This window comes from Caulobacter sp. GW821-FHT10A10 (genome assembly GCF_059415745.1).
Genome location: NZ_JBWKNV010000007.1, coordinates 225,298 through 243,660, shown reverse-complemented (window position 1 = coordinate 243,660; position 18,363 = coordinate 225,298). Strand labels below are relative to the sequence as shown.

At 70.1% G+C, this 18,363-nt stretch carries 21 protein-coding genes and 3 tRNA genes (1 of these 24 only partly in view); 13 read left to right on the top strand and 11 right to left on the bottom strand.

The annotated features are described in order from the left end of the window. Positions 1 to 90 precede the first annotated feature (90 nt). Positions 91 to 786: a DnaA regulatory inactivator HdaA gene (gene hdaA, locus AC07NS_RS20180; protein WP_494606127.1), complete on the bottom strand. Its 696-nt coding sequence runs from the start codon at positions 784 to 786 to the stop codon at positions 91 to 93. Between the two features lie 187 nt (positions 787 to 973). Then, positions 974 to 1,738, bottom strand: a complete 765-nt coding sequence (locus AC07NS_RS20175) for a DUF2806 domain-containing protein (protein WP_494606125.1) — start codon at positions 1,736 to 1,738, stop codon at positions 974 to 976. Between the two features lie 180 nt (positions 1,739 to 1,918). Here AC07NS_RS20175 and AC07NS_RS20170 point away from each other — a divergent pair, with 180 nt between their 5' ends. After that, positions 1,919 to 2,638: an EcsC family protein gene (locus AC07NS_RS20170; protein ID WP_494606291.1), complete on the top strand. Its 720-nt coding sequence runs from the start codon at positions 1,919 to 1,921 to the stop codon at positions 2,636 to 2,638. Positions 2,639 to 2,804: 166 nt separating this feature from the next. Here AC07NS_RS20170 and AC07NS_RS20165 read toward each other — a convergent pair whose 3' ends face one another. Both AC07NS_RS20165 and AC07NS_RS20160 read right to left on the bottom strand, forming a co-directional pair. Then, entirely contained in the window at positions 2,805 to 3,440 is a 636-nt protein-coding gene (locus AC07NS_RS20165; protein ID WP_494606123.1) for a DsbA family oxidoreductase, read from the bottom strand. A gap of 69 nt (positions 3,441 to 3,509) precedes the next feature. Further along, positions 3,510 to 4,832 carry a diguanylate cyclase domain-containing protein gene (locus AC07NS_RS20160; RefSeq protein ID WP_494606121.1) on the bottom strand — a complete coding sequence of 441 codons (1,323 nt, stop codon included), beginning with the start codon at positions 4,830 to 4,832 and terminating at the stop codon, positions 3,510 to 3,512. Between the two features lie 184 nt (positions 4,833 to 5,016). Here AC07NS_RS20160 and AC07NS_RS20155 point away from each other — a divergent pair, with 184 nt between their 5' ends. Both AC07NS_RS20155 and AC07NS_RS20150 read left to right on the top strand, forming a co-directional pair. Then, the gene (locus tag AC07NS_RS20155; RefSeq protein ID WP_494606120.1) at positions 5,017 to 6,144 is read left to right on the top strand and encodes a CaiB/BaiF CoA transferase family protein; all 1,128 of its coding nucleotides are present in this window, start codon (positions 5,017 to 5,019) and stop codon (positions 6,142 to 6,144) included. Between the two features lie 398 nt (positions 6,145 to 6,542). Next, complete coding sequence (locus tag AC07NS_RS20150) at positions 6,543 to 7,493, top strand: YihY/virulence factor BrkB family protein (RefSeq protein WP_494606118.1); 951 nt, start codon at positions 6,543 to 6,545, stop codon at positions 7,491 to 7,493. Here AC07NS_RS20150 and AC07NS_RS20145 read toward each other — a convergent pair. From AC07NS_RS20145 to AC07NS_RS20135, 3 genes are read right to left on the bottom strand one after another with little or no spacing between them, the layout of a single operon-like run. Continuing rightward, a complete protein-coding gene (locus AC07NS_RS20145) occupies positions 7,465 to 7,695 on the bottom strand; it encodes a sulfurtransferase TusA family protein (protein ID WP_488881164.1) in 231 nt (76 codons plus the stop codon). The genes AC07NS_RS20150 and AC07NS_RS20145 overlap by 29 nt on opposite strands. After that, positions 7,692 to 8,426: a pseudouridine synthase gene (locus AC07NS_RS20140; RefSeq protein WP_494606116.1), complete on the bottom strand. Its 735-nt coding sequence runs from the start codon at positions 8,424 to 8,426 to the stop codon at positions 7,692 to 7,694. The genes AC07NS_RS20145 and AC07NS_RS20140 overlap by 4 nt, the downstream gene beginning before the upstream one ends. After that, entirely contained in the window at positions 8,423 to 9,340 is a 918-nt protein-coding gene (locus AC07NS_RS20135) for a class I SAM-dependent methyltransferase (RefSeq protein WP_494606114.1), read from the bottom strand. The genes AC07NS_RS20140 and AC07NS_RS20135 overlap by 4 nt, the downstream gene beginning before the upstream one ends. A gap of 133 nt (positions 9,341 to 9,473) precedes the next feature. Between AC07NS_RS20135 and AC07NS_RS20130 the strand changes: the two genes are divergently transcribed. Then, positions 9,474 to 10,001 (top strand): hypothetical protein, encoded by a 528-nt coding sequence (locus tag AC07NS_RS20130; RefSeq protein ID WP_494606112.1) that lies wholly within the window; start codon positions 9,474 to 9,476, stop codon positions 9,999 to 10,001. Between the two features lie 41 nt (positions 10,002 to 10,042). Beyond that, a complete protein-coding gene (locus tag AC07NS_RS20125) occupies positions 10,043 to 10,594 on the top strand; it encodes a cysteine hydrolase family protein (RefSeq protein ID WP_494606110.1) in 552 nt (183 codons plus the stop codon). A 23-nt stretch (positions 10,595 to 10,617) separates the two neighbouring features. Here AC07NS_RS20125 and AC07NS_RS20120 read toward each other — a convergent pair. After that, positions 10,618 to 10,707, bottom strand: a tRNA-Ser gene (locus tag AC07NS_RS20120). A 135-nt stretch (positions 10,708 to 10,842) separates the two neighbouring features. Between AC07NS_RS20120 and AC07NS_RS20115 the strand changes: the two genes are divergently transcribed. The 5 genes from AC07NS_RS20115 (at position 10,843) to AC07NS_RS20095 (ending at position 15,180) form a co-directional block, all read left to right on the top strand. Continuing rightward, on the top strand, positions 10,843 to 11,775 hold the full coding sequence (locus tag AC07NS_RS20115) for a septal ring lytic transglycosylase RlpA family protein (RefSeq protein WP_494606108.1): 933 nt from the start codon (positions 10,843 to 10,845) through the stop codon (positions 11,773 to 11,775). Between the two features lie 175 nt (positions 11,776 to 11,950). Then, positions 11,951 to 12,580, top strand: a complete 630-nt coding sequence (tmk, locus tag AC07NS_RS20110; protein WP_494606106.1) for a dTMP kinase — start codon at positions 11,951 to 11,953, stop codon at positions 12,578 to 12,580. Further along, complete coding sequence (locus tag AC07NS_RS20105; protein WP_494606104.1) at positions 12,577 to 13,584, top strand: DNA polymerase III subunit delta'; 1,008 nt, start codon at positions 12,577 to 12,579, stop codon at positions 13,582 to 13,584. Before tmk ends, AC07NS_RS20105 begins: the two co-directional genes overlap by 4 nt. Positions 13,585 to 13,588: 4 nt before the next feature. Then, positions 13,589 to 14,368, top strand: coding sequence for a TatD family hydrolase (locus tag AC07NS_RS20100; RefSeq protein ID WP_494606103.1), 780 nt, complete (start codon positions 13,589 to 13,591; stop codon positions 14,366 to 14,368). Next, positions 14,365 to 15,180 (top strand): MBL fold metallo-hydrolase, encoded by an 816-nt coding sequence (locus tag AC07NS_RS20095; RefSeq protein ID WP_494606101.1) that lies wholly within the window; start codon positions 14,365 to 14,367, stop codon positions 15,178 to 15,180. Before AC07NS_RS20100 ends, AC07NS_RS20095 begins: the two co-directional genes overlap by 4 nt. On the opposite strand, the gene AC07NS_RS20090 is transcribed toward AC07NS_RS20095, so the two are convergent. Both AC07NS_RS20090 and AC07NS_RS20085 read right to left on the bottom strand, forming a co-directional pair. Next, positions 15,177 to 15,755, bottom strand: coding sequence for an NUDIX domain-containing protein (locus AC07NS_RS20090; protein WP_494606099.1), 579 nt, complete (start codon positions 15,753 to 15,755; stop codon positions 15,177 to 15,179). The two genes, AC07NS_RS20095 and AC07NS_RS20090, sit on opposite strands and share 4 nt — an antisense overlap. 55 nt (positions 15,756 to 15,810) lie before the next feature. After that, positions 15,811 to 16,296 carry a hypothetical protein gene (locus AC07NS_RS20085; protein WP_494606098.1) on the bottom strand — a complete coding sequence of 162 codons (486 nt, stop codon included), beginning with the start codon at positions 16,294 to 16,296 and terminating at the stop codon, positions 15,811 to 15,813. 239 nt (positions 16,297 to 16,535) lie between these two features. Between AC07NS_RS20085 and AC07NS_RS20080 the strand changes: the two genes are divergently transcribed. Continuing rightward, positions 16,536 to 17,339: a hypothetical protein gene (locus AC07NS_RS20080; protein WP_494606096.1), complete on the top strand. Its 804-nt coding sequence runs from the start codon at positions 16,536 to 16,538 to the stop codon at positions 17,337 to 17,339. Here AC07NS_RS20080 and AC07NS_RS20075 read toward each other — a convergent pair. After that, complete coding sequence (locus AC07NS_RS20075; protein WP_494606094.1) at positions 17,336 to 17,746, bottom strand: hypothetical protein; 411 nt, start codon at positions 17,744 to 17,746, stop codon at positions 17,336 to 17,338. The genes AC07NS_RS20080 and AC07NS_RS20075 overlap by 4 nt on opposite strands. A gap of 336 nt (positions 17,747 to 18,082) precedes the next feature. On the opposite strand from AC07NS_RS20075, the gene AC07NS_RS20070 reads away from it, so the two are divergent. After that, a tRNA-Asn gene (locus AC07NS_RS20070) sits at positions 18,083 to 18,157 on the top strand. 165 nt (positions 18,158 to 18,322) lie between these two features. Next, positions 18,323 to 18,363, top strand: a tRNA-Asn gene (locus AC07NS_RS20065) (it continues 134 nt past the right edge of the window).

Sequence of the window (18,363 nt, the reverse complement as noted above, 5' to 3'; positions counted from 1 at the left end):
CTACTCCAGGGCAACGGTCCGTATCGTGACCGAGCCTGATGACAGCCGCAAGACAAACGCCGTTTGTTCAAGTGAATCGAAGCGTTCGGTTCAGTCCTCGAAGCCCTCCTCGTCGCCGAAGGCCAGGATCTGGGCGGCGAAGGCGCGGGTGATTCCGCGACCGCTTTCCGAGGCCGCCTCGTCCAGCAGCGCCACCAGGGCCACGGCCTCGGGCGCGCTGCGCGGGATGCGGCGCAGCAGGAAGGCGTAGACGTCGTCGGCAGGGCGGATCAGGCGGTCGGCGAAGGCGCGGCGCAGCACGGCCTCCAGCACCACGTCGTCGGGCTCGTCGATGAGGGCGGCGGTCAGGGCGTTGAGGCGCGAGCGCAGGTCCGGCACCACCGTCCGCCATTCCAGCGGCGCGGTCTGGGCCGTCAGCAGCAGGCTGCCGCCGTCCACCCCGGCCATGTTCAGCAGGTGGAACAGGTCCTCGTCCGAGACCACGCCGCCCAGGGCGCGGCGGTCGGCGTCCTCGACCAGGATCGGGCGGCCGCGCAGGGCGGGCAGGTCCAGCGGCGCGAGGTTGGGATCGGCGGCGTCGATGATCACCGCGCCGGCCTGGGCGGCCCAGGCGCGCGCAAGGTGCGTCTTGCCGCTGCCCGACGGACCGACCAGGGCCAGGCGGCCGTTCGGCCACTCCGGCCAGGCGTCGACGGCGCGCACGGCGTCCTCGTTGGCCGGCGAGACGGCGAAGTCGTCCCGCTCGAAGCTGGGCGGGCGTTCCAACGGCAATTTCAGCTGGCTCAAGGTCGGGGCGAAGTCACATGGTGAATGGGTTCGCAAGCTATAGGCGGCTGAGACTCCGACAGCGAGACGGCGAACCGGCGCGCTTGGGGATAGAGCGGGCGATAGGTGTGGACGCTGGGCGAGGGTGTGGACGCCCGTGTGGACGTTCGGTGGACGCCTGTGTGGACGCCCGTGTGGAAGGCTGTGGTCAGATGGTTTCCAGCACCGTCGCGCCGTCCGGCGCCACGGCGTGCAGCACGTGGAAGCGGGCCTCGGGGCGTCGATCCGCCAACGCCTGAGCGATGCGCCGGGCGCGAGTCAGGGCCGGCTCGTTCGAGGCCAGCCGCCGCCACTCCAGTCCGACCGGCGACAGCACATAGACGCCGAACGAGGTCGGGGCGGGCAGCGAGGCGCCCAGACCGTGTTCGCCCTCCATCGTCACCGTCGCCAGCGAAGTGGCCGCCATCGGCAGGTTGAAGGTGTCGCCGCCGCCGGAGATCAGGCCGGCCGCCTCCAGGGCCACGGCTTCGGGCTTGCTGAAGCCGCAGGCCTCCTGGAACACCACGTCGTTCAGCGAATGGGCGGCGGCCGTGGCGAAGAGGCCGATGGTCCGCGACGGCAGTTCGGCCAGCAGTCGCATGGCGTGCACCGAGAAGCTGGCGGGCGACAGCATCTCGCCGGCCAGCACCATGCCCCACAGGGTCAGGGACCGGTCGCCGTGGGCGCGCTCGACGTGATCGACGAAGGCGTTCATCCAGGCCGGATCGACCGTGGCCTGGGTCCGGCCGCGCGTGGCGTGCTCGGCGATGCGGGCCACCGTCTCGCGCGCCGCCTGGCGGCGGGCGAATTCGCGAAGCTGGGTCGAGACCGCGCGCGACAGCAAGGCGTCGGAAGCCGTCGCCGCGCCCATCAGGCCGGTCGCGAAGGCGGGCGGGGCGTCGTGGCCCTCGGGGCCGGCGACGAGGCGTCCCAAAATGGCGGGACGAATGGCTGGTCGGACGGGCGACGAGGTCGGCGTTTCAATCGACAGGTACAACGGACTCTTGGCCTCGCGCGGAATGCGTCATGATCCGGCGGCCGGCGTGTCAAATCGGCCCGCCGCCGTGATTCTCAGCGACCTTCAGGCAAGGCTCGCGCCATTCCGGAGAGCCTCCTGGCCCAGACCGCCGCCACCACCGACCTCGCCGCCTGGCGCGCCGAGATGACCAAGCCGCCCGGCGCCCTGGGCCTGGCCGCCCGTGCCGTGCAGCTGAAGGTCAACAAGATCATCCCGGAAAAGGTCCATGCGGCGATCACCGCCGCCATGCAGGGCATGACCCGGGCCATTCTCACCGGCTCGGACTTCGCCACCGGCGCGCCGCTGGTTCAAGCCACGCTCGACGAGCGGCTGGACCGCGTGCGGGCTTCGATCGACGGCTGGAAGAAGGCGGCCGCCGCCGAGGGCGGGATCGCCGGGGCAGGGGGCTTTGTTCTGGCCGCCGCCGATTTCCCGCTTTTGATGAGCTTCAAGATCAAGCTCCTGTTCGAGATCGCCGCCGCCTTCGGTCACGACGGGGCGCAGCTCTCCGAGCGGCTCTACATCCTGCACATCTTCGAGTTGGCCTTTTCGGATTCCGGGCACCGCGCCCGGGTGTTCGAGGCCATGGACGGCTGGGACCAGCGCCAGCACCCCACCGACCTCTCCGGCTTCGACTGGCGCGCCTTCCAGCAGCAGTACCGCGACCACATCGACCTGGCGAAACTCGCCCAGCTCCTGCCCGTCGTCGGCGCGCCGGTCGGGGCCATCGTCAACTGGCGGCTCGTGGAGAAGCTCGGCCACACGGCGGTGATGGCGTACCGGATGCGGCTCGAGGCGCAGCCGGCGCTAACCTGATCCCTCTCCCCTTGCGGGAGAGGGGGGCCTGCGAAGCAGGTCGGGTGAGGGGTCTCTCAGAACCCTCCGCCACGACGGTGGTTCAGCCGCACGAAGCGTCCGGCGGCGGCGCGACCCCTCATCCGTCGGCTGTCGCCGACACCTTCTCCCGCAAGGGGAGAAGGAATTAAGCCAGCGCCTGGTCGATCGCCTTCTGCAGGTTCTCGGGGCTCTCCGCCCCGACCACCGCCACCTTGCCGGCGAAGATCGCCACCGGCACGCCGGTGACGCCGCCGCGCACGGCCATGGCGTGCTGCTGGACGATCACGTCCTTGTCGGCGCCGTCCGACAGCAGTTGCAGCACCGCCACCTCGTCCATGCCGGCGCTCTTGGCGATGTCGGCCAGCACGACCGGGTCGCCGATGTCGCGGCCCTGCTCGAAATAGGCCGCGAAAAGAGCCTCGACCACCTCGTCCTGCACGGCCGCGCCGCGGGCCCAGCGGATCAGGCGGTGGGCGGCGCTGGTGTTGGGCGACAGGGCGATCTTGTCGAAAGCGAAGTCGATGCCTTCCTCGGCCCCGGCTTCCTGCAGCGCCTTGTGCACGGCCTTCAGCCGCACTGGGTCCTTGAACTTGCCGGCCATGTAGGCGGCGCGGTCGACGCCTTCTTCCGGCAGGCTGGGATCCAGCTGGTAGGGACGCCAGACGACGATCGGCTCTAGGTCCGGTCGCGCGGCCAGGGCGCTCTTCACCCGACGCCAGCCCAGATAGCACCACGGACAGACGACGTCGGCGACGACGTCGACGGTGATCGGCTGACCCATCGGAAGCTCCTGAGACTAAAGCGTGACAGCCGAAAGTGTGGGCGGTTTCGGCGCCCGTCACGCGTCTTGTTAAACGGCTTTCTGGAGCGCCTGGGAGGCGGCGCGTTCCAGCGCGTGGATGGCGGTTTCGCCCGGCTCGATCTGGGCCACGCCGATGTCGAACTCGCAGACGAACGGGCTGCGGTCCTCGCCGGCGTCGAAAGCGGTGCAGCCGATGACGGCGGCGATGCGCTCGGCGGCGGCCTTGGCGGCGGCCAGGTTCGTGGCCGGCAGGGCCAGGGCGAAGACTTCCGGCGCCAGGCGGGCGGCGGTGTCCTCGACGCGCACCAGGCGGCCGACCATCGAGCCGATCTGCGGGATGGCCCGGTCCAGCCAGCCGTTCTGCCGCGCCCAGACGACCTCGGGCTTGTCGGCGACGCGCAGCACGCCGATCGACAGCGGCCGGCCACGCTCGCGCGCCGCGCCGGCCAGCCGCGCCAGGTGGGCGGCGAACAGGTCGCGGGTGAAGAGGCCGGTGGCCGCGTCCATCAGGCCCGAGCTGCGGGCCTTCTCCAGCGCGCCGCGAATGGCTTCGCCGCGACGGTAGTTGCGGGCCAGCTCGATGACCCGGCGGGCGGTGTCGCCTTCCGGCGTCTGGGGCGAGGCCACGTCCGACACGCCGCGATGGAACGCCTCGGACATCGTCACGTAGCTCTCGGCGTTCATGTAGAGCAGCGCCGGGATGTGGAAGAGCCGGGTGTTGCGGCGCATGCCGGCGGCGATCGACATCGCCTCCTGCTGGTTCTCGCCGGCCCACAGCACCACCGCGTCGAAGGCCCGCTCGTGCAGGTAGTCGAAGGCGGTGTAAGCCGTGAACGCGCCGACCACGTCCGCGCCGCCCCGGGTCAGGGCGTTGGACAGGGCCAGGAACTGCGGGGCGGGCTCGCCGATGGCCAGCACGCGGTAGGGCGTGGCCGTGGGCTCGGGCAGATCAAGGCGACGGCCGCGATCGCCGAAGGTGGTCAGGCGAAGCTCGAACTCTTCCTCGGCGATGGCCGTGCGGACCAGGGATTCCAGGCGCAGCACCGCCTGCGACGGGTGCAGGGGCGGCGACAGGGTCAGGTCGAAGGCGGCCTGGCCGGCGTCCGTGCCCGGCTCGCCGATGGCGATCACCGGCAGGCGGCGCGGGGCCACGGCGGCCTTGAGGCGGCGAGCGAGGGTCTGGCTGTCGGGACCGGCGGCGTCGATGTCGACGATCACGGCCTCGATCTGCAGATCGCCCAGCGCCGCCAGGGCCGCATAGGGGCCGCGGGCGGTGATGGTGCGCCAGCCCAGACGGTCCAGCCCCTCGGACAGGGGACCGGCCCGCGTGTCGTCACGCGCCACGATCAGGATCCGGGCGTTCACCGCCAAATTCGTCTCTCCGCTGGCGCAGGGCCGTCGATTCGCGAGCCAACATAGCAGAGGCGGGGGTGCGGCAAAGGGATGCAAGGTCGCAGGCTTTACCTTGTCGACAGGTGGTTTGCGGCCGGGCTTGCCTGACCGAGCGTCAGCCGGGTCCTACTGGCGTCAACAGAACAGAAAACGGGAGGAACGCATGGGCCAGGGACCGCTATCGGGGCTGAAGGTGCTGGAGTTCGCGGGGATCGGCCCGGGGCCGTTCTGCGGCATGCTGCTGTCGGACCTCGGCGCCGACGTCGTGCGCATCGACCGCAAGGGCTCGGGCCGCTCCTCGCCCGCCGACGTCACCGCCCGCGGCCGTCGCTCGGTGGCGCTGGACCTCAAGCAGCCCGCCGCCGTCGAGACCTGCCTGAAGCTGATGGAGACCGCCGACGCGGTGTTCGAGGGCTTCCGCCCCGGGGTGATGGAGCGGCTGGGCCTAGGCCCCGACGTCGCCCTGGCCCGTAATCCCAAGCTCGTCTACGGCCGCATGACCGGCTGGGGCCAGACCGGCCCCTACGCCAAGGCCGCCGGCCACGACATGAACTACATCGCCATCACCGGCGCTCTCGACGCCATCGGGACGGAAGACAAGCCGATCCCGCCGCTGAACCTGGTCGGCGACTTCGGGGGCGGGGCGCTCTATCTGGCCTTCGGCCTGCTGGCGGGCGTGATCCATGCGCGCGAGATCGGCCAGGGCCAGGTCATCGACTGCGCCATGAGCGACGGCGCGGCCTCGCTGATGGCGATGTTCTACGGCTTCAAGGCCATGGGGATGTGGCGCGAAGGCCGGCGCGGCAACCTGCTCGACGGCGGGGCTCACTTCTACGACACCTACCAGTGCTCGGACGGCAAGTGGGTGTCGATCGGTTCGATCGAGCCGCAGTTCTATCTGCTGCTGCTGGAGAAGACCGGGATCACCGACCCGCACTTCCAGGCCCAGATGAGCCGCGACGACTGGCCGGCCCTGCGCGAGAAGCTGGCCGCCGTGATCGCCACCAAGACCCGCGACGCGTGGTGCGAGCTGATGGACGCCACCGACGTCTGCTTCGCTCCGGTCCTCTCCATGGACGAAGCGCCCGCCCACGCCCACAACAAGGCCCGCGAGACCTTCGTCGAGGTGGCGGGCGTGATCCAGCCCGCGCCCGCGCCGCGCTTTTCGGCCACCCCGGGCGTCATCCAGGGTCCGCCGCCGAAGATCGGGGCCGACAACGCCCAGGCGCTGTCGGACTGGGGCTTCGACGCGGGGGCGATCGCGGAGTTGGAGGCTTCGGGAGCGCTCTGAGGTCCAGTACCCGGACATCCGCCCCTTCTCCGTGCATCCCCGCGCAGGCGGGGATCCAAGCTGCATCTGAGGGCTTGCTTCGGACTGCGTCCTATCCTGGACGTCAGCTTGGGTCCCCGCCTTCGCGGGGAACTATCGGTCATTTTCGGCCCGGCAGACGATGAAATTCCTGCCCCCGCCAAACTGACAACCGCGTTCAGATGCGGTTCAGGCGGCGAATCCTAATTTCGAACTGTGACCGGCCGCTGCGCCAACCCGTCCCTCGATGTGGCGTCCGGTTCAGGCAAGTCCTGCGGAGACGCGTCGCTTTCCCTGAGGCGGCGCGTCTTTGACTGTTTGGCGACAAGCAGAGCCTTCCAGGGTTGCTTCACCGGGCGGCCGCAGGCAGTTTCCGGCGGATGCAGCCCCCCAAGGCCCCCATCCGCTGGCGAGACCTCGATCTCGACCCGATCCACTGGATCCAGGAAATCCTCCGCGTCCTCGGCCTGGCCCTGTCCCGGTTGTGGGGGCGCGACGTCATGCTCTATGTCGGGGGCGTCTCGTTCTTCGCCCTGCTGGCGGTGTTTCCCGGCCTGGCCATCCTGATCGGGCTCTACAGCCTGCTGCTGGACCCCAGCACCGCCGCCCGCCAAGCCGACGCCCTGGCGTTCATGATGCCGACCGGCGCCCGGCCGATCTTCCAGAGCGAGATGCAGCGCCTGGCCCATGCGCCGGTCTACACCGTCTCGCTGCAGAGCCTCGTGATCCTGGTCATCGGCGTCTACGCCGCCCATCGCGGCTTCAAGGCCCTGCTGGCCGGCCTGTCGTTCATCCATGACGAGGAGGACCAGCGCGGCTTCTTCGGCTTCAACCTGATGGCGCTGTTCGTGCTGATCGCGGCCTTCGGCCTGCTGTTCGCCATGTCCGGTATCTTCCTGACCTTCCGGCTGCTCTCCAGCACCCTGGATCTGCGGCCGCTGCAGGGCGTCTCATGGATCCAGAGCGAGTGGAGCTGGGCGACCTTCGGCCTCGTGGTCGGCATGACCCTGATCTATCGCTACGCCATGTCGCGCGCCCCGGTCGGCTGGCGCGCCTCGGTCACCGGCGGCGTCGCCGCGGCCCTGTTCTGCGTCTTCATGTCGTGGGCCAGCGCCTTCTACGTCGAGAAGGTGGCGCACCTGGGCGCGACCTACGGCTCGATCTCGGCCGTGATCATCTTTCTCATTTGGCTGTCGTGGAGCGTGAACGCCGTATTCTTTGGCGGGGCCCTGGCCACCGAGGTCGAGATCGCGCTCGACGAGCGGCCCCAGGCCTTGCTCGACGGCCCCAAGGCCATCGGCCTCAAGGCGCCTTCGTCACCCGAAAGCTGATTACACCGGAAGGCAGGTCCTCGACCCCCTCCAGCGTAGCGCCCAGTTGGCGAGCGAAATGCGGCACGTCGATGCGCGCCAGCGGGTCGTCGGCCAGCAGCCGCACCGTCGCCCCGGCCGGCGCGTGCTCCAGCGCCCGGCGCAGCCGCAAGGTCGGCACGGGGCAGCGATGGCCCCGGGCGTCGACCTCGATGTCGCTCACGAAAACACCTGCTCGGCCTCTTCGGCGCTGAGGATCCGATACTTGCCGGGGTCCAGCTCGGCCGGAAGCGTGATCCCGCCGATCCGTTCGCGATGCAGGGCCACGACATGGTTGCCCATGGCCGCGAACATCCGGCGCACCTGATGATACCGACCCTCGGTGATGGTCAGGCGCGCGGTGGTCTCGTCGACCACGTCCAGCTGCGCCGGCAGCAGCGGCTTTTCCTCGCCCTCCAGCATCAGCGTCCCGCTGGCGAAGGCCTCACCCTCCTTGCCCGACAGCGGCCGGTCGAGTTGCGCCAGATAGGTCTTGGCCACATGCCGCTTGGGCGAGATCACTCGGTGCAGGAAGTCGCCGTCGTCGGTGATCAGCAGCAGGCCCGAGGTGTCCTTGTCCAGCCGCCCGACGCTCGACAGCGCCGGATCGCGCACCTGCCAGCGGCGCGGCAAGAGGTCGTAGATCTTGGCCCCGTCCTCGCGATGTGAGCACACCACGCCCAGGGGCTTGTTCATCAGCAGCACCAGCGGCGCCGGCGGATCCACCGGAACGCCACGGATCATCAGGTGCTGGGGCAGGTCGGCGGTGACTGCGATGCGCTTGCCGGCGTCCTTCAGCGGAACGCCGTCGAAGGTCACCTTGCCGGCCGCCACCAGGGCCTGCACCTCGCGCCGCGCGCCATAGCCCAGATTGGCCAGCAGCCGATCCAGGCGCGCCATCAGCGGCTTGCTCATTTGACGGCCTCGAACACCTTGAAGCCATTCTGGTCGATCACCGGGCGTACGCGGGCGAAGTGCTCGCCCAGCACCGCCTCGTAGGGCAGGTGACGATTGGCCACGAGCCACAGCGCGCCGCCCTTCTTCAGCAGGGCCGCCGCGCCGCGGATGAAGGCCTGGCCCAGCGCCTTGTCCTCGCCGCCGCCCTCATGGAACGGCGGGTTCGAGACCACGAAGTCCAAGCCCGACAGCTCCGGCAGGCCCAGGCGCACATCGGCGTGCGAGAAACTGACCCGGTCGTCGGCGACATTGCGCCGCGCCGCGTCCAGCGCCCGGCGGTCGATGTCGATGAGGGCCAGCTTCGTGACCTTGGGCGAAGCCAGCACCTGGTGGGCTAGCACGCCGATGCCGCAGCCCAGATCCGCGCCGACGCCGGAAAAGGCGGGCAGGGCGCTCATCAGCAGGGCCGTGCCGGTGTCGAGGCGATCCCAGCTGAACACGCCGGGCTGGGTCCACAGGCCCTCGCCGTCGATGCGGCGCGGCGCGCCCTCGGCCAGGGCTTCGACCAGGCCCGTCGGCGCGTCGGGGCGCAGGGTCACGCAGATGCGGTGGTGACGGCGGGCGTCCTCGCCGATCTTGCAGCCGAACGCCTCCAGCTCCTTCTTCAGCCGCAGGCCGCCGCGATCCTTGGGCGCGGCCACGGTCAGTCGGCCGCCAGGTTTCAGCGCCCTCAGCATCTGGGCCAGCACATAGCGGCGCTCCACGGCGCCGGCCGGGGCAAGAGCCACGAAAGCATCCAGCGAACCGTCGGCCAGGCTTTCCAGCGGCTCGGCGCCCGGCACGGTCGGGGCCGTCTGGATCGCGCCGCGCGGCGTCTCGATCACCTCGCGCGGGGGAAAGCCATAGACGGCGGCGGAGGTCGTATCGGTCATAGGAGCGGGGATCTTGGGCTGGGGAGGGGAAAGGTCGGAAAGGGGCGTTGGTTACCCCGCCGGGGCCTCGGAAGCCAGACTTTCAGGAACCGCGCCCCGCCCAGCGGGTTGGCGGGGGAGGGAGAACGTCGGCATGGCCAAGGCCCGCGCACGCCGCCTGAAGGTCTTCGAAGCCCGCTTCGGCTTCCATGATTCCGTCGTCGCCGCGCCCAACCGGCAGGCGGCCCTCGACGCCTGGGGCGTGCGTCAGAACCTGTTCGCCGAGGGCGTGGCCAAGGTCTCCACCGACGAGGCGGCGGTGAAAGCCGCCCTGGCCCATCCGGAAACGCCCCTGCGTCGCGCTATCGGTTCCACCGACGCCTATGGCCAAGCCCCGAACCTGCCTGAGATGCCGGACACGCCGAAACGCCACAAGGCCAAGGCTTCGAGGCCGGCCGATCCTCCGCCGCCGCCCGACCGATCCGCGCTCGACTCGGCCGAGGCGCATCTGGCGGCGCTCGAAGCTGGTCATCGGGAGGAGAAGATCGAACTCGACCGACGCCAGGCCGCCCTCGACAGGGAGTCCGAAGCCGCGCGCCGCCGCTGGCGCGCCGAACGCAGGAAGGTCGAGGCGGTGGTGAGCGCGGAGAAGCGCGCCTATCGCGCCGCCGGAGGCGACTAGCGCCTGTTGCCGGGGGCGAGCTCGACCATCAAGCTGGCGGAATGACCACGCCGGCCCTGATCCTGATCGACCTGCAGCGCGCCATGCTGCCGCAGAACACCGGCCCCCGGGACAATCCCGGCGCCGAGGACAACATCGCCCGTCTGCTGGCCGTCTGGCGCGAACGCGGCTTGCCGGTCGTGCATGTGCGCCACTTCAGCCGCTCGCCCGACGGGGCCTTCCAGCGGGGCGAGCCGTCATCGGAGTTTCAGCCCAGGTTCGAGCCCCTGCCGTCCGAGCATCGCCTGGAAAAGACCGTCCCTGACGCCTTCGCCGGCGGGGAACTGGGGCCCTGGTTGAAGGCGCGGGATCTGTCCCGGCTGGTGATCGTGGGAGTCAGCACCAGCAACTCCGTCGAGGCCACGGTCCGCGCCGCAGCCTGCCAGGGCTTCGACGTCACCGTGCCAGGCGACGCCTGCTTCACCTTCGACAAAGCCGACCTGCACGGCCGGATGCGCTCTGCCGTGGACTGGAGCCTCTTCAGCCTGTCGAACCTGCACGGCGAATACGCGGTGGTCACGACGACCGCGCAGGTGCTGGCCTCGGCGTCGTGAGAGCGACGCGTCTGAAGAAGGGGTGGCGGACAGGGTGGGATTCGAACCCACGGTAGGCTTCCACCTACGGCGGTTTTCAAGACCGCTGCCTTAAACCACTCGGCCACCTGTCCGGAGCGGGCGGCTATATCAGCGCTTGTGCTTCGGCTCCAGAACGATCTGTCGCAGGCATCCTTAACCAAGCCTAAAAACATCTGAACGAAGCTGAAACCACGATGGGGGACGACCATCCGGAGTTTTGGCGACGCATGCGGCGCACCTACACGAATGAAATCCGCGCGTTGAAGGTCCTCGGGCTGACGGCGCTGGGCGCCGCGGGCCTGGCCGCCTGCGCGACGCCGTCGCCACGCCTGCCGATCAACAAGCCGGTCGCCAGCAGCTCGCCCGACCGCGAATATCATGGCCCGCCGCCGCCCGGTTACGGCCAGGGCCTGCGCGGCACCGAGAAGCCCTATCAGATCAAGGGCATCTGGTACTATCCGAAGGCGGACCCTGACTACGACGTGGTCGGGACCGGCTCCTGGTACGGCGAGCAGTTCCACAACCGCCGCACCGCCAACGGCGAGCTGTTCGACATGGACCTGCCGTCGGCCGCCCACAAGACGCTGCCCCTGCCGTCCATCGTCGAGGTGACCAATCTCGACAACGGCAAGAAGATGAAGGTTCGGGTCAACGACCGCGGGCCGTTCGTCGGCGACCGCCTGATCGATCTCTCCAAGGCCGCGGCCGATGAACTGGGCTACAAGGGCAAGGGCCTGGCCCGGGTGCGGGTGCGCTATATCGGCCCGGCCCCCAAGAGCGCCGTCGACCAGCCCCGCCGCTTCGCCGCCATTCCGGCCACCCCGCCGCCCTCGCAGCCGGCCTATCGCGAAATCCCGCGTGAGACGGCTGCAAATCTCTATGACCAGCCGGCCGTCCCGTCGCGCGTGGTGAAGGTCGACGCCCCGTCCAGCGGCGCCTATCGCGTCCAGGCCGGCAGCTTCGCCAATCGCGAAAACGCCCAGCGCGCCGCCGACCGCCTGGCCTCTGCCGGCCGCGTCACCGTCGAGCCGATGGATCGCGGCGGCGGCACGCTCTACCGCGTCGTCGTCAACTGCGGCGCCGACGAGGGCGAAGCCTGGGGGATCCGCGACCGCGTCGCCTCGCTGGGCTTCAACGACGCCACGGTGCTGCGGCCCTAGAGAACCTTCTCCCCGTAAAATCCCCGCGAAAGCGGGGACCCAGGCTTTTTCCGCCACCCACGGCGCTCGACGATAAAACACCTAGGCCCCCGCTTTTGCGGGGGTTTTACGGTTCGGTGTGGAACCCGCCCAACCAGGTCTGGACAAGCCCCGCGTTCCAGCCGATTTGAGGCCGGTGACCCGCGGAATTTTCATCAGCTTCGAAGGCGGCGAAGGCGCCGGCAAATCCACTCAGGTGCGCCTCCTGGCGCAGCGGCTGGAGGCGCTCGGCCACGAGGTCGTCGTCACCCGTGAGCCTGGCGGCAGCCCCGGCGGCGAGGCGATCCGCGAACTGCTGGTGCACGGCGCGGCCGACCGCTGGTCGCCGGTCACCGAGACTCTGCTGATGTACGCCGCCCGCCGCGACCACGTGGAGCGGGTGATCCGTCCCGCCCTGGATCGCGGTGCGGTGGTCGTCTGCGACCGCTTCGCCGATTCGACCCGCGCCTATCAGGGCGCTGGCGGCGATGCGCCGGCCTCGCTGATCGCCAGCCTGGAAGAGCATGTGCTGGGCGCCACGATCCCGACCCTGACCCTGGTCTTCGACCTGCCCGCGAGCGTCGGCCTGGAGCGCGCCTCGGCGCGGGGCGGGGCGGCGCGCTTCGAATCCAAGGGCTTGGATTTCCATGAGCGCCTGCGGGCCGGTTTCCTCGAGATCGCCCGCCGCGAACGGGACCGCTGCGCGGTGGTCGACGCCACCGCCACCATCGAAGAGGTCTCTCAGGCCGTCTGGGAGGCCGTGTCCGAGCGGCTGGACCTGGCATGAGCGACGCGCCTCCGCATCCGCGCGACGTCTTCTCGCTCGACGGTCAGGACAAGGCCGAGGCCGCGTTCATCGACGCCTTGGGCCGTGGCCGCCTGCACCACGCCTGGCTGCTGACCGGCCCCGAGGGCGTCGGCAAGGCGACCCTGGCCTACCGCATGGCCCGCCGGCTGCTGGGCGCGCGGCCCGATCCGTCGTTCGGCCTGCTGGGCTCGGCGCCGTCCGATTTCGTCAGCCGCCAAGTGGCGGCCCGCTCGCATACCGACCTGATGGTGCTGGAGCGCGCCACCGACGACGGCAAGGCCCGCAAGTCGATTCCCGTCGACGAGGCCCGCCTGCTGCCGGGCTTCTTCGCCAATTCGCCGGCGACCTCGCCTTATCGCGTGGCGATCATCGACGCCGCCGACGATCTCAACGTCAACGCCGCCAACGCCGTGCTGAAGACGCTGGAAGAGCCGCCGGCGCGCGGGATCATCCTGTTGATCAGCCACTCGCCGGGCAAGCTTTTGCCGACCATCCGCTCGCGCTGCCGGCGCCTGGCCGTGCCCGCGCCCGGCGTCGAACGCGCCGCCGACATGGTCGAGCACCGCCTGGGTCTCGATCGCCGCCAGGCCGAGCGCCTGGGCCGCATGGCCCACGGCGCGCCGGGCAAGGCCCTGCAACTGGCCGCCGCCAAGGCCCTGGAGGCCGACGACACCGCCGGCGAGATCCTGCGCAAGCTGCCCGAGATCGACGAGGCCGCGCTGCTGGCCCTGGCCGACACCTTCAAGGGCGCCGAGGGCCAGGCCCGCTTCGAACTGCTGTTCGAGCGCCTGGCCGACCAGATCCACGCCATGGCCGTGGGCATGGCCGGCGATCGCACTCCGGCGGGCCTCGACCGCTGGGCCGGCGCCTGGGAGCGGCTGATCCGCTGGCCGATCGAGGCCGAGGCGGTGAACCTCGACCGCGCCGACGTGTTCTGGACGGCGATTGCGGACTTGCGCGCCGCCGCCAAGGCCGCCATCTGACCGCATGCTCATCGACAGCCATGTAAACCTGCACGCGCCCCAGTTCGCCGAGGACCGCGACGCCGTCATCTCCCGCGCCCGCGAGGCGGGGATCGAGATGATGCTGACCATCTGCGACAAGATCCCCAACTTCCCGGCCGTCCACGCCATCGCCATGGCGGAGTCCGACATCTGGTGCACGGTCGGCGCCCACCCGCACGAGGCCAAGGACCACGTCGACCTGACGACCGCCCACCTGGTCGAGCTGGCCGGCAAGCCCCGGGTCGTCGGCATCGGCGAGACGGGTCTCGACTTCCACTACGATCTGTCGCCTCGCGACGTGCAGGCCGCCGTGTTCAAGGAACATGTCGCCGCCGCCCGCGAGACGGGCCTGCCGCTGGTGGTCCACACCCGCGAGGCCGACCAGGTCATGGGTCAGATCCTGGAGGAGGAGCACGCCAAGGGCGCCTTCAAGATCCTGATGCACTGCTACACCAGCGGCGCGGACCTGGCCCGCCGGGCCGCGGCGCTGGGCGCCTGGTTCTCGGTCTCGGGCATCGCCACCTTCAAGCAGGCCGAGGACGTGCGTTCCGTGATCCGCGACATGCCGGCCGACCGCATCATCGTCGAGACCGACTGTCCCTATCTGGCCCCCGTGCCGATGCGCGGCCGCCGCTGCGAGCCGGCCCACCTGCCGCACATCGTCGACAAGCTGGCCGAGATCCGCGGCTGGACCCGTGCTGAAGCCGAGCAACGCTCGGAAGACGCCTTCTTCGCCCTGTTCGACGCGATTCCGCGCCCATGACCGGCGACCGGCTCGAGTTCACCATCCTCGGCAGCGGTTCCTCCGGAGGGGTGCCGCGCGCCGACGGCAACTGGGGCGACTGCGATCCGGCCGAGCCGAAGAATCACCGCAGCCGCTGCTCGATGCTGGTGAGGCGGCTGTCGGGCGGCGATCCGCGCGGCGACACCACGGTGCTGATCGACACCTCGCCGGACCTGCGCCTGCAGACCGCCCGGGCCGGCGCCGGCCGCATCGACGCGGTGCTGTTCACCCACGACCACGCCGACCAGGCCCACGGTATCGACGACGTGCGGCCGTTCTTCCTCAATCACCGCTTCCGGATCCCGACCTACATGGATCCGGCGACCTATGACGGCCTGCTGATGCGGTTCGGCTATGTCTTCGAGACCAAGGGCGCCTATCCGGCCATCTGCGAGGCGCGTCATCTGCCGCCGCACGGCCAGGCCTGGAGCGTCGAGGGGCCCAGCGGCGTCATTCCGGTGGTCAATTTCGACCTCGATCACGGCGAGATCCGCGCCGCCGGCTTCCGCATCGGCGGCGTCGCCTACATGCCCGACGTGGTGCAGATTCCCGAGGAGAGCTGGCCGGACTTGCAAGGCCTCGACGTCATGATCGTCGACGCCCTGCGCTGGACCCCGCATCCCACCCACGCCAATGTCGAGCGGGCGCTGGGCTGGATCGAGCGGGCCAGGCCCAAGCGGGCGATCCTGACCAACCTGCACATCGACCTCGACTACAACGCCCTGGCCGGCCAGCTGCCGCCGGGCGTCGAGCCGGCCTATGACGGCATGCGCTTCGAGGTCGCGCTCTAGAGCGGGCCTTCGAAGAGGTCGGGGCGTTTCAGGCGCAGGGCCTGCAACAGGATCCGGGTCTTGGCGTCGGCGGGTGCCGAACCGTTGGTTTCGGCCCAGAGCGCGTCGAGCGGGCGCTCGATCACCTCGATGTCCTCGTGCTCCTCGGCCAGGCCGCCGCCGTCGTGGGTGCGGTCGCCGGCGACGTACTCGGCCAGGAACAGCGCCATGCGCTCGGTCGACACGCCGGGCATGCTCCAGATCTCGCCGGCCGGACTGATCTCGCGCAGGGTGAGGCCGGTCTCTTCCACCGCTTCGCGGCGGGCGGCCTCGATCGCCGTCTCGCCGGCGTCGACCAGACCGGCCGGGGCCTCGATGATCGGCGTGGCGCCCTTCATCAGCAGCGGCGCGCGTGTCAGGCGCACCACCACGGCGACCTTGCGTTCCGGGTCGTAGGGCAGGACCGCGACGGCCGAGCCGTGGTCCTCGACCACGCGCTTGAAGCGCTCGCCGCCCTCGGTCTCCAGGGTCAGCAGGTGCAGGCGCAGCCAGCCGGAATAGGCCAGGTCGCGGGCGACGATGCGGGGAGCGGTCATTGACCCTGGATAGGCGAGCCGCGCCGTCCGGCCAAGCCGTCTCCGGCGCCCGGCGCTAGTGGACCGTCGCCATCCGCAGGGGCGGGGCTTCCTCCACCGGTTCGCCCATCCGCACGGGCAGGGGCGAGCCGTCCAGGGCCAGGGCGTGGTTGAGGGCGCGGGCGAACGTGCTGGCCACCTCGGGCCGGGTCACCAGCGGGGCCAGCAGCCGGGCGGCCAGGCCCGGCGCGGCGGCGGCGAGGCCACAGGCGGTCACCAGACGCTGCTCGTCCATGGCGTAGCCGGCGCAGTGCGGGCACTGGATCTGCAACGGCCTGACGAGATCGCTCTCGACCAGCAGCATGGTCTGCATGAACAGCGCCGCCGTGCGCGGCGAGGCGTTGCGGGCGAAGGTCGCGCGGATCGCCGCGTCGGCCGGCTGGCCCTGCAGGCGCAGCGCCGCCCAGGTTCGCACGCCCCACAGCAGCAGGCGCTCGCCCCGCGCCAGGCCCTCGGGGCCGGTGTCCTCGAAGTCCATCTCCAGTCCGCAGGCGCAGCTCATTGAGACCTCCAAGTCGGCGGACGAGTTTGGCGCAAAGGGCGTCCGGCGGAGGAGAGCCCCGCCGGACGCAGGCGATGTCATGGGTGAGGGGAGGGAAAACCCGACATCGATTTGCGATTAGTTCGCAACAGGGTCTAGGGCTCATGTTGTTGCGAGTCAATCGCATAAAATCATATACATCCTTAGCGATAGTTCGTGTTTCTATCGTCGCTCACCGGTCGTGGAGGGGGTGAGGCGGCATGGACTTCGATGTGAGGCGGCGCGGGGGCGTCGCTCTGCTGGCGGCTGTGGCGATGGCCGCGTCGTGGAGCCAGGCCGAGGCGGCGGCCTGGACCCAGCCCAAGGGCGGCAGGGAGGTGATCGTCAGCCTGCGCGCCCAGGACAGCACCCACGGCTTCGACGCCGACGGCGGCGCGGTCGACATCGTCGACTACCGCAAGACCGAACTGCAGGCCTTCGCCGAGTACGGACTGACCGACAGGCTCACCCTTGGCCTCCAGGGCTCGGTCCGCCGCCTGCGCACCGCCAACGGCCGCGCCGACGAGCCGGGCCATGTCGAGGTCGCTATCCGCTATCGCCTGCTGGCGCGCGACGGCTGGGTGATGTCGAACCAGACCTCGGTGAGTCTGCCGGGCGGCGACGCCGATCCGGGCGCGGCGCAAAAGGGTTCGCCCAACGCCGAATACGACAGCCGCCTGCTGGTGGGGTGGAGCGGAACCCTGGGCGGACGCGAGGTCTTCGCCGATGTCCAGGGCGGCCTGCGCCGCCGCGACGGCGATCCGCCCGACGAGCGGCGCTTCGAGGCCACGCTCGGCGTGCGGCCCAAGAAGTCATTCATGCTGATGGGGCAGGCCTACGCCGTCTCATCGCTCGGGGCCGGGCAGGGCGGCTACGAGGCCTATCGCTACCTGAATCTGGAGCTTTCGGCGGTCTACGCCCTGCCGGCCGGCTGGTCGGCCCAGGCCGGGCTCACAGGCACGGCCAGCGGCCGCAACGCCCTTCGCGAGCGCGGCGCGGTCGTGGCTCTTTGGCGTCGATTCTAGTTCGCGGGGACCCGGCGGGCCAGTTCCTCCAGCCGGCGGGCCGGGGCGTCGGAGATCGCGTCCCACAGCAGGCGGGCCAGCTCCAGGCGATAGACGGCGGCGTAGCCGGCCGTGAACGGCGAGGTCGTGCTGCCGGGCGGTTCGGCGGCCTTGGCCTTGGCCAGGTCACGGCGGGTCAGCACCAGGGCGCGGGGAATGGGAATGTCGCCCGACCCGGCGGCCACCCAGCGGTCGGCTTCGGCTGCGGCCATGGCGGCGGCCTGGACCATCGCCCGCGCGCCGCGCAGGTCGCCCAGCAGGCCGGTCATGACGGGCGCGGCCACGGCCGGGTCGCGCGCCACCTGGAAATCGAGGCTGGCCACGCCGCGCTGGAGCGTGACCGACCACTGGTCGTCGGGTTCGTTCATGGTGAACGCTTTAGCCGCCGAGTCGGCCTGCGGGAAGATGCCGACGTATCGCTGTTACATATGGCCGCGAGCCTTGGCCGCCTGGGCGGCGTCATATCGATGCCGCCGGGCAGGGCGCCTGCGCCTCACCCCTGCGACCTTTTGGCTGGGCGGCGCGAAATTAAGATCTGGTTAACCATGATTGGTGAGATTGTGAGCGTCTTCTTTTTGAAGGCGCCCCACCATCACTCAACTTTTCACAGCCCGGTTTTCGAACCGGGCTGTTTTTTATCTCGAAGGCGCTTGCGCCGAGTCACCGAGGCGGCTATCAACCGCCCTCTCTTGAGAGCGACCTGTTCCGCGGTAGCTCAGTGGTAGAGCAGCCGGCTGTTAACCGGCTGGTCGTAGGTTCGAATCCTACCCGCGGAGCCACTCTCTAGTTTCCCCGACATCGTCAGGTTTTGCGTTGTGCGACGGTTTCGTCGTGCGCAAATTCCTCCACAAGCTTTGCTGGCTCATCTCGCCGCAGCGCGATTGTGCGGCTTGCGCCGAGTCACCGGGGCGGCTATCAACCGCCCTCTCTTGAGAGCGACCTGTTCCGCGGTAGCTCAGTGGTAGAGCAGCCGGCTGTTAACCGG

Excerpts from the sequence above, each read along its gene's own strand:
- AC07NS_RS20100 (WP_494606103.1), top strand. The coding sequence starts at position 13,589 with ATGCTCATCGACAGCCATGTAAACCTGCACGCGCCCCAGTTCGCCGAG.
- AC07NS_RS20090 (WP_494606099.1), bottom strand. The coding sequence starts at position 15,755 with ATGACCGCTCCCCGCATCGTCGCCCGCGACCTGGCCTATTCCGGCTGG.
- AC07NS_RS20140 (WP_494606116.1), bottom strand. The coding sequence starts at position 8,426 with ATGAGCAAGCCGCTGATGGCGCGCCTGGATCGGCTGCTGGCCAATCTG.
- AC07NS_RS20155 (WP_494606120.1), top strand. The coding sequence starts at position 5,017 with ATGGGCCAGGGACCGCTATCGGGGCTGAAGGTGCTGGAGTTCGCGGGG.
- AC07NS_RS20165 (WP_494606123.1), bottom strand. The coding sequence starts at position 3,440 with ATGGGTCAGCCGATCACCGTCGACGTCGTCGCCGACGTCGTCTGTCCG.
- AC07NS_RS20150 (WP_494606118.1), top strand. The coding sequence starts at position 6,543 with ATGCAGCCCCCCAAGGCCCCCATCCGCTGGCGAGACCTCGATCTCGAC.
- AC07NS_RS20085 (WP_494606098.1), bottom strand. The coding sequence starts at position 16,296 with ATGAGCTGCGCCTGCGGACTGGAGATGGACTTCGAGGACACCGGCCCC.
- AC07NS_RS20130 (WP_494606112.1), top strand. The coding sequence starts at position 9,474 with ATGGCCAAGGCCCGCGCACGCCGCCTGAAGGTCTTCGAAGCCCGCTTC.
- AC07NS_RS20125 (WP_494606110.1), top strand. The coding sequence starts at position 10,043 with ATGACCACGCCGGCCCTGATCCTGATCGACCTGCAGCGCGCCATGCTG.
- AC07NS_RS20080 (WP_494606096.1), top strand. The coding sequence starts at position 16,536 with ATGGACTTCGATGTGAGGCGGCGCGGGGGCGTCGCTCTGCTGGCGGCT.
- AC07NS_RS20135 (WP_494606114.1), bottom strand. The coding sequence starts at position 9,340 with ATGACCGATACGACCTCCGCCGCCGTCTATGGCTTTCCCCCGCGCGAG.
- AC07NS_RS20105 (WP_494606104.1), top strand. The coding sequence starts at position 12,577 with ATGAGCGACGCGCCTCCGCATCCGCGCGACGTCTTCTCGCTCGACGGT.
- AC07NS_RS20075 (WP_494606094.1), bottom strand. The coding sequence starts at position 17,746 with ATGAACGAACCCGACGACCAGTGGTCGGTCACGCTCCAGCGCGGCGTG.
- AC07NS_RS20095 (WP_494606101.1), top strand. The coding sequence starts at position 14,365 with ATGACCGGCGACCGGCTCGAGTTCACCATCCTCGGCAGCGGTTCCTCC.
- AC07NS_RS20115 (WP_494606108.1), top strand. The coding sequence starts at position 10,843 with ATGCGGCGCACCTACACGAATGAAATCCGCGCGTTGAAGGTCCTCGGG.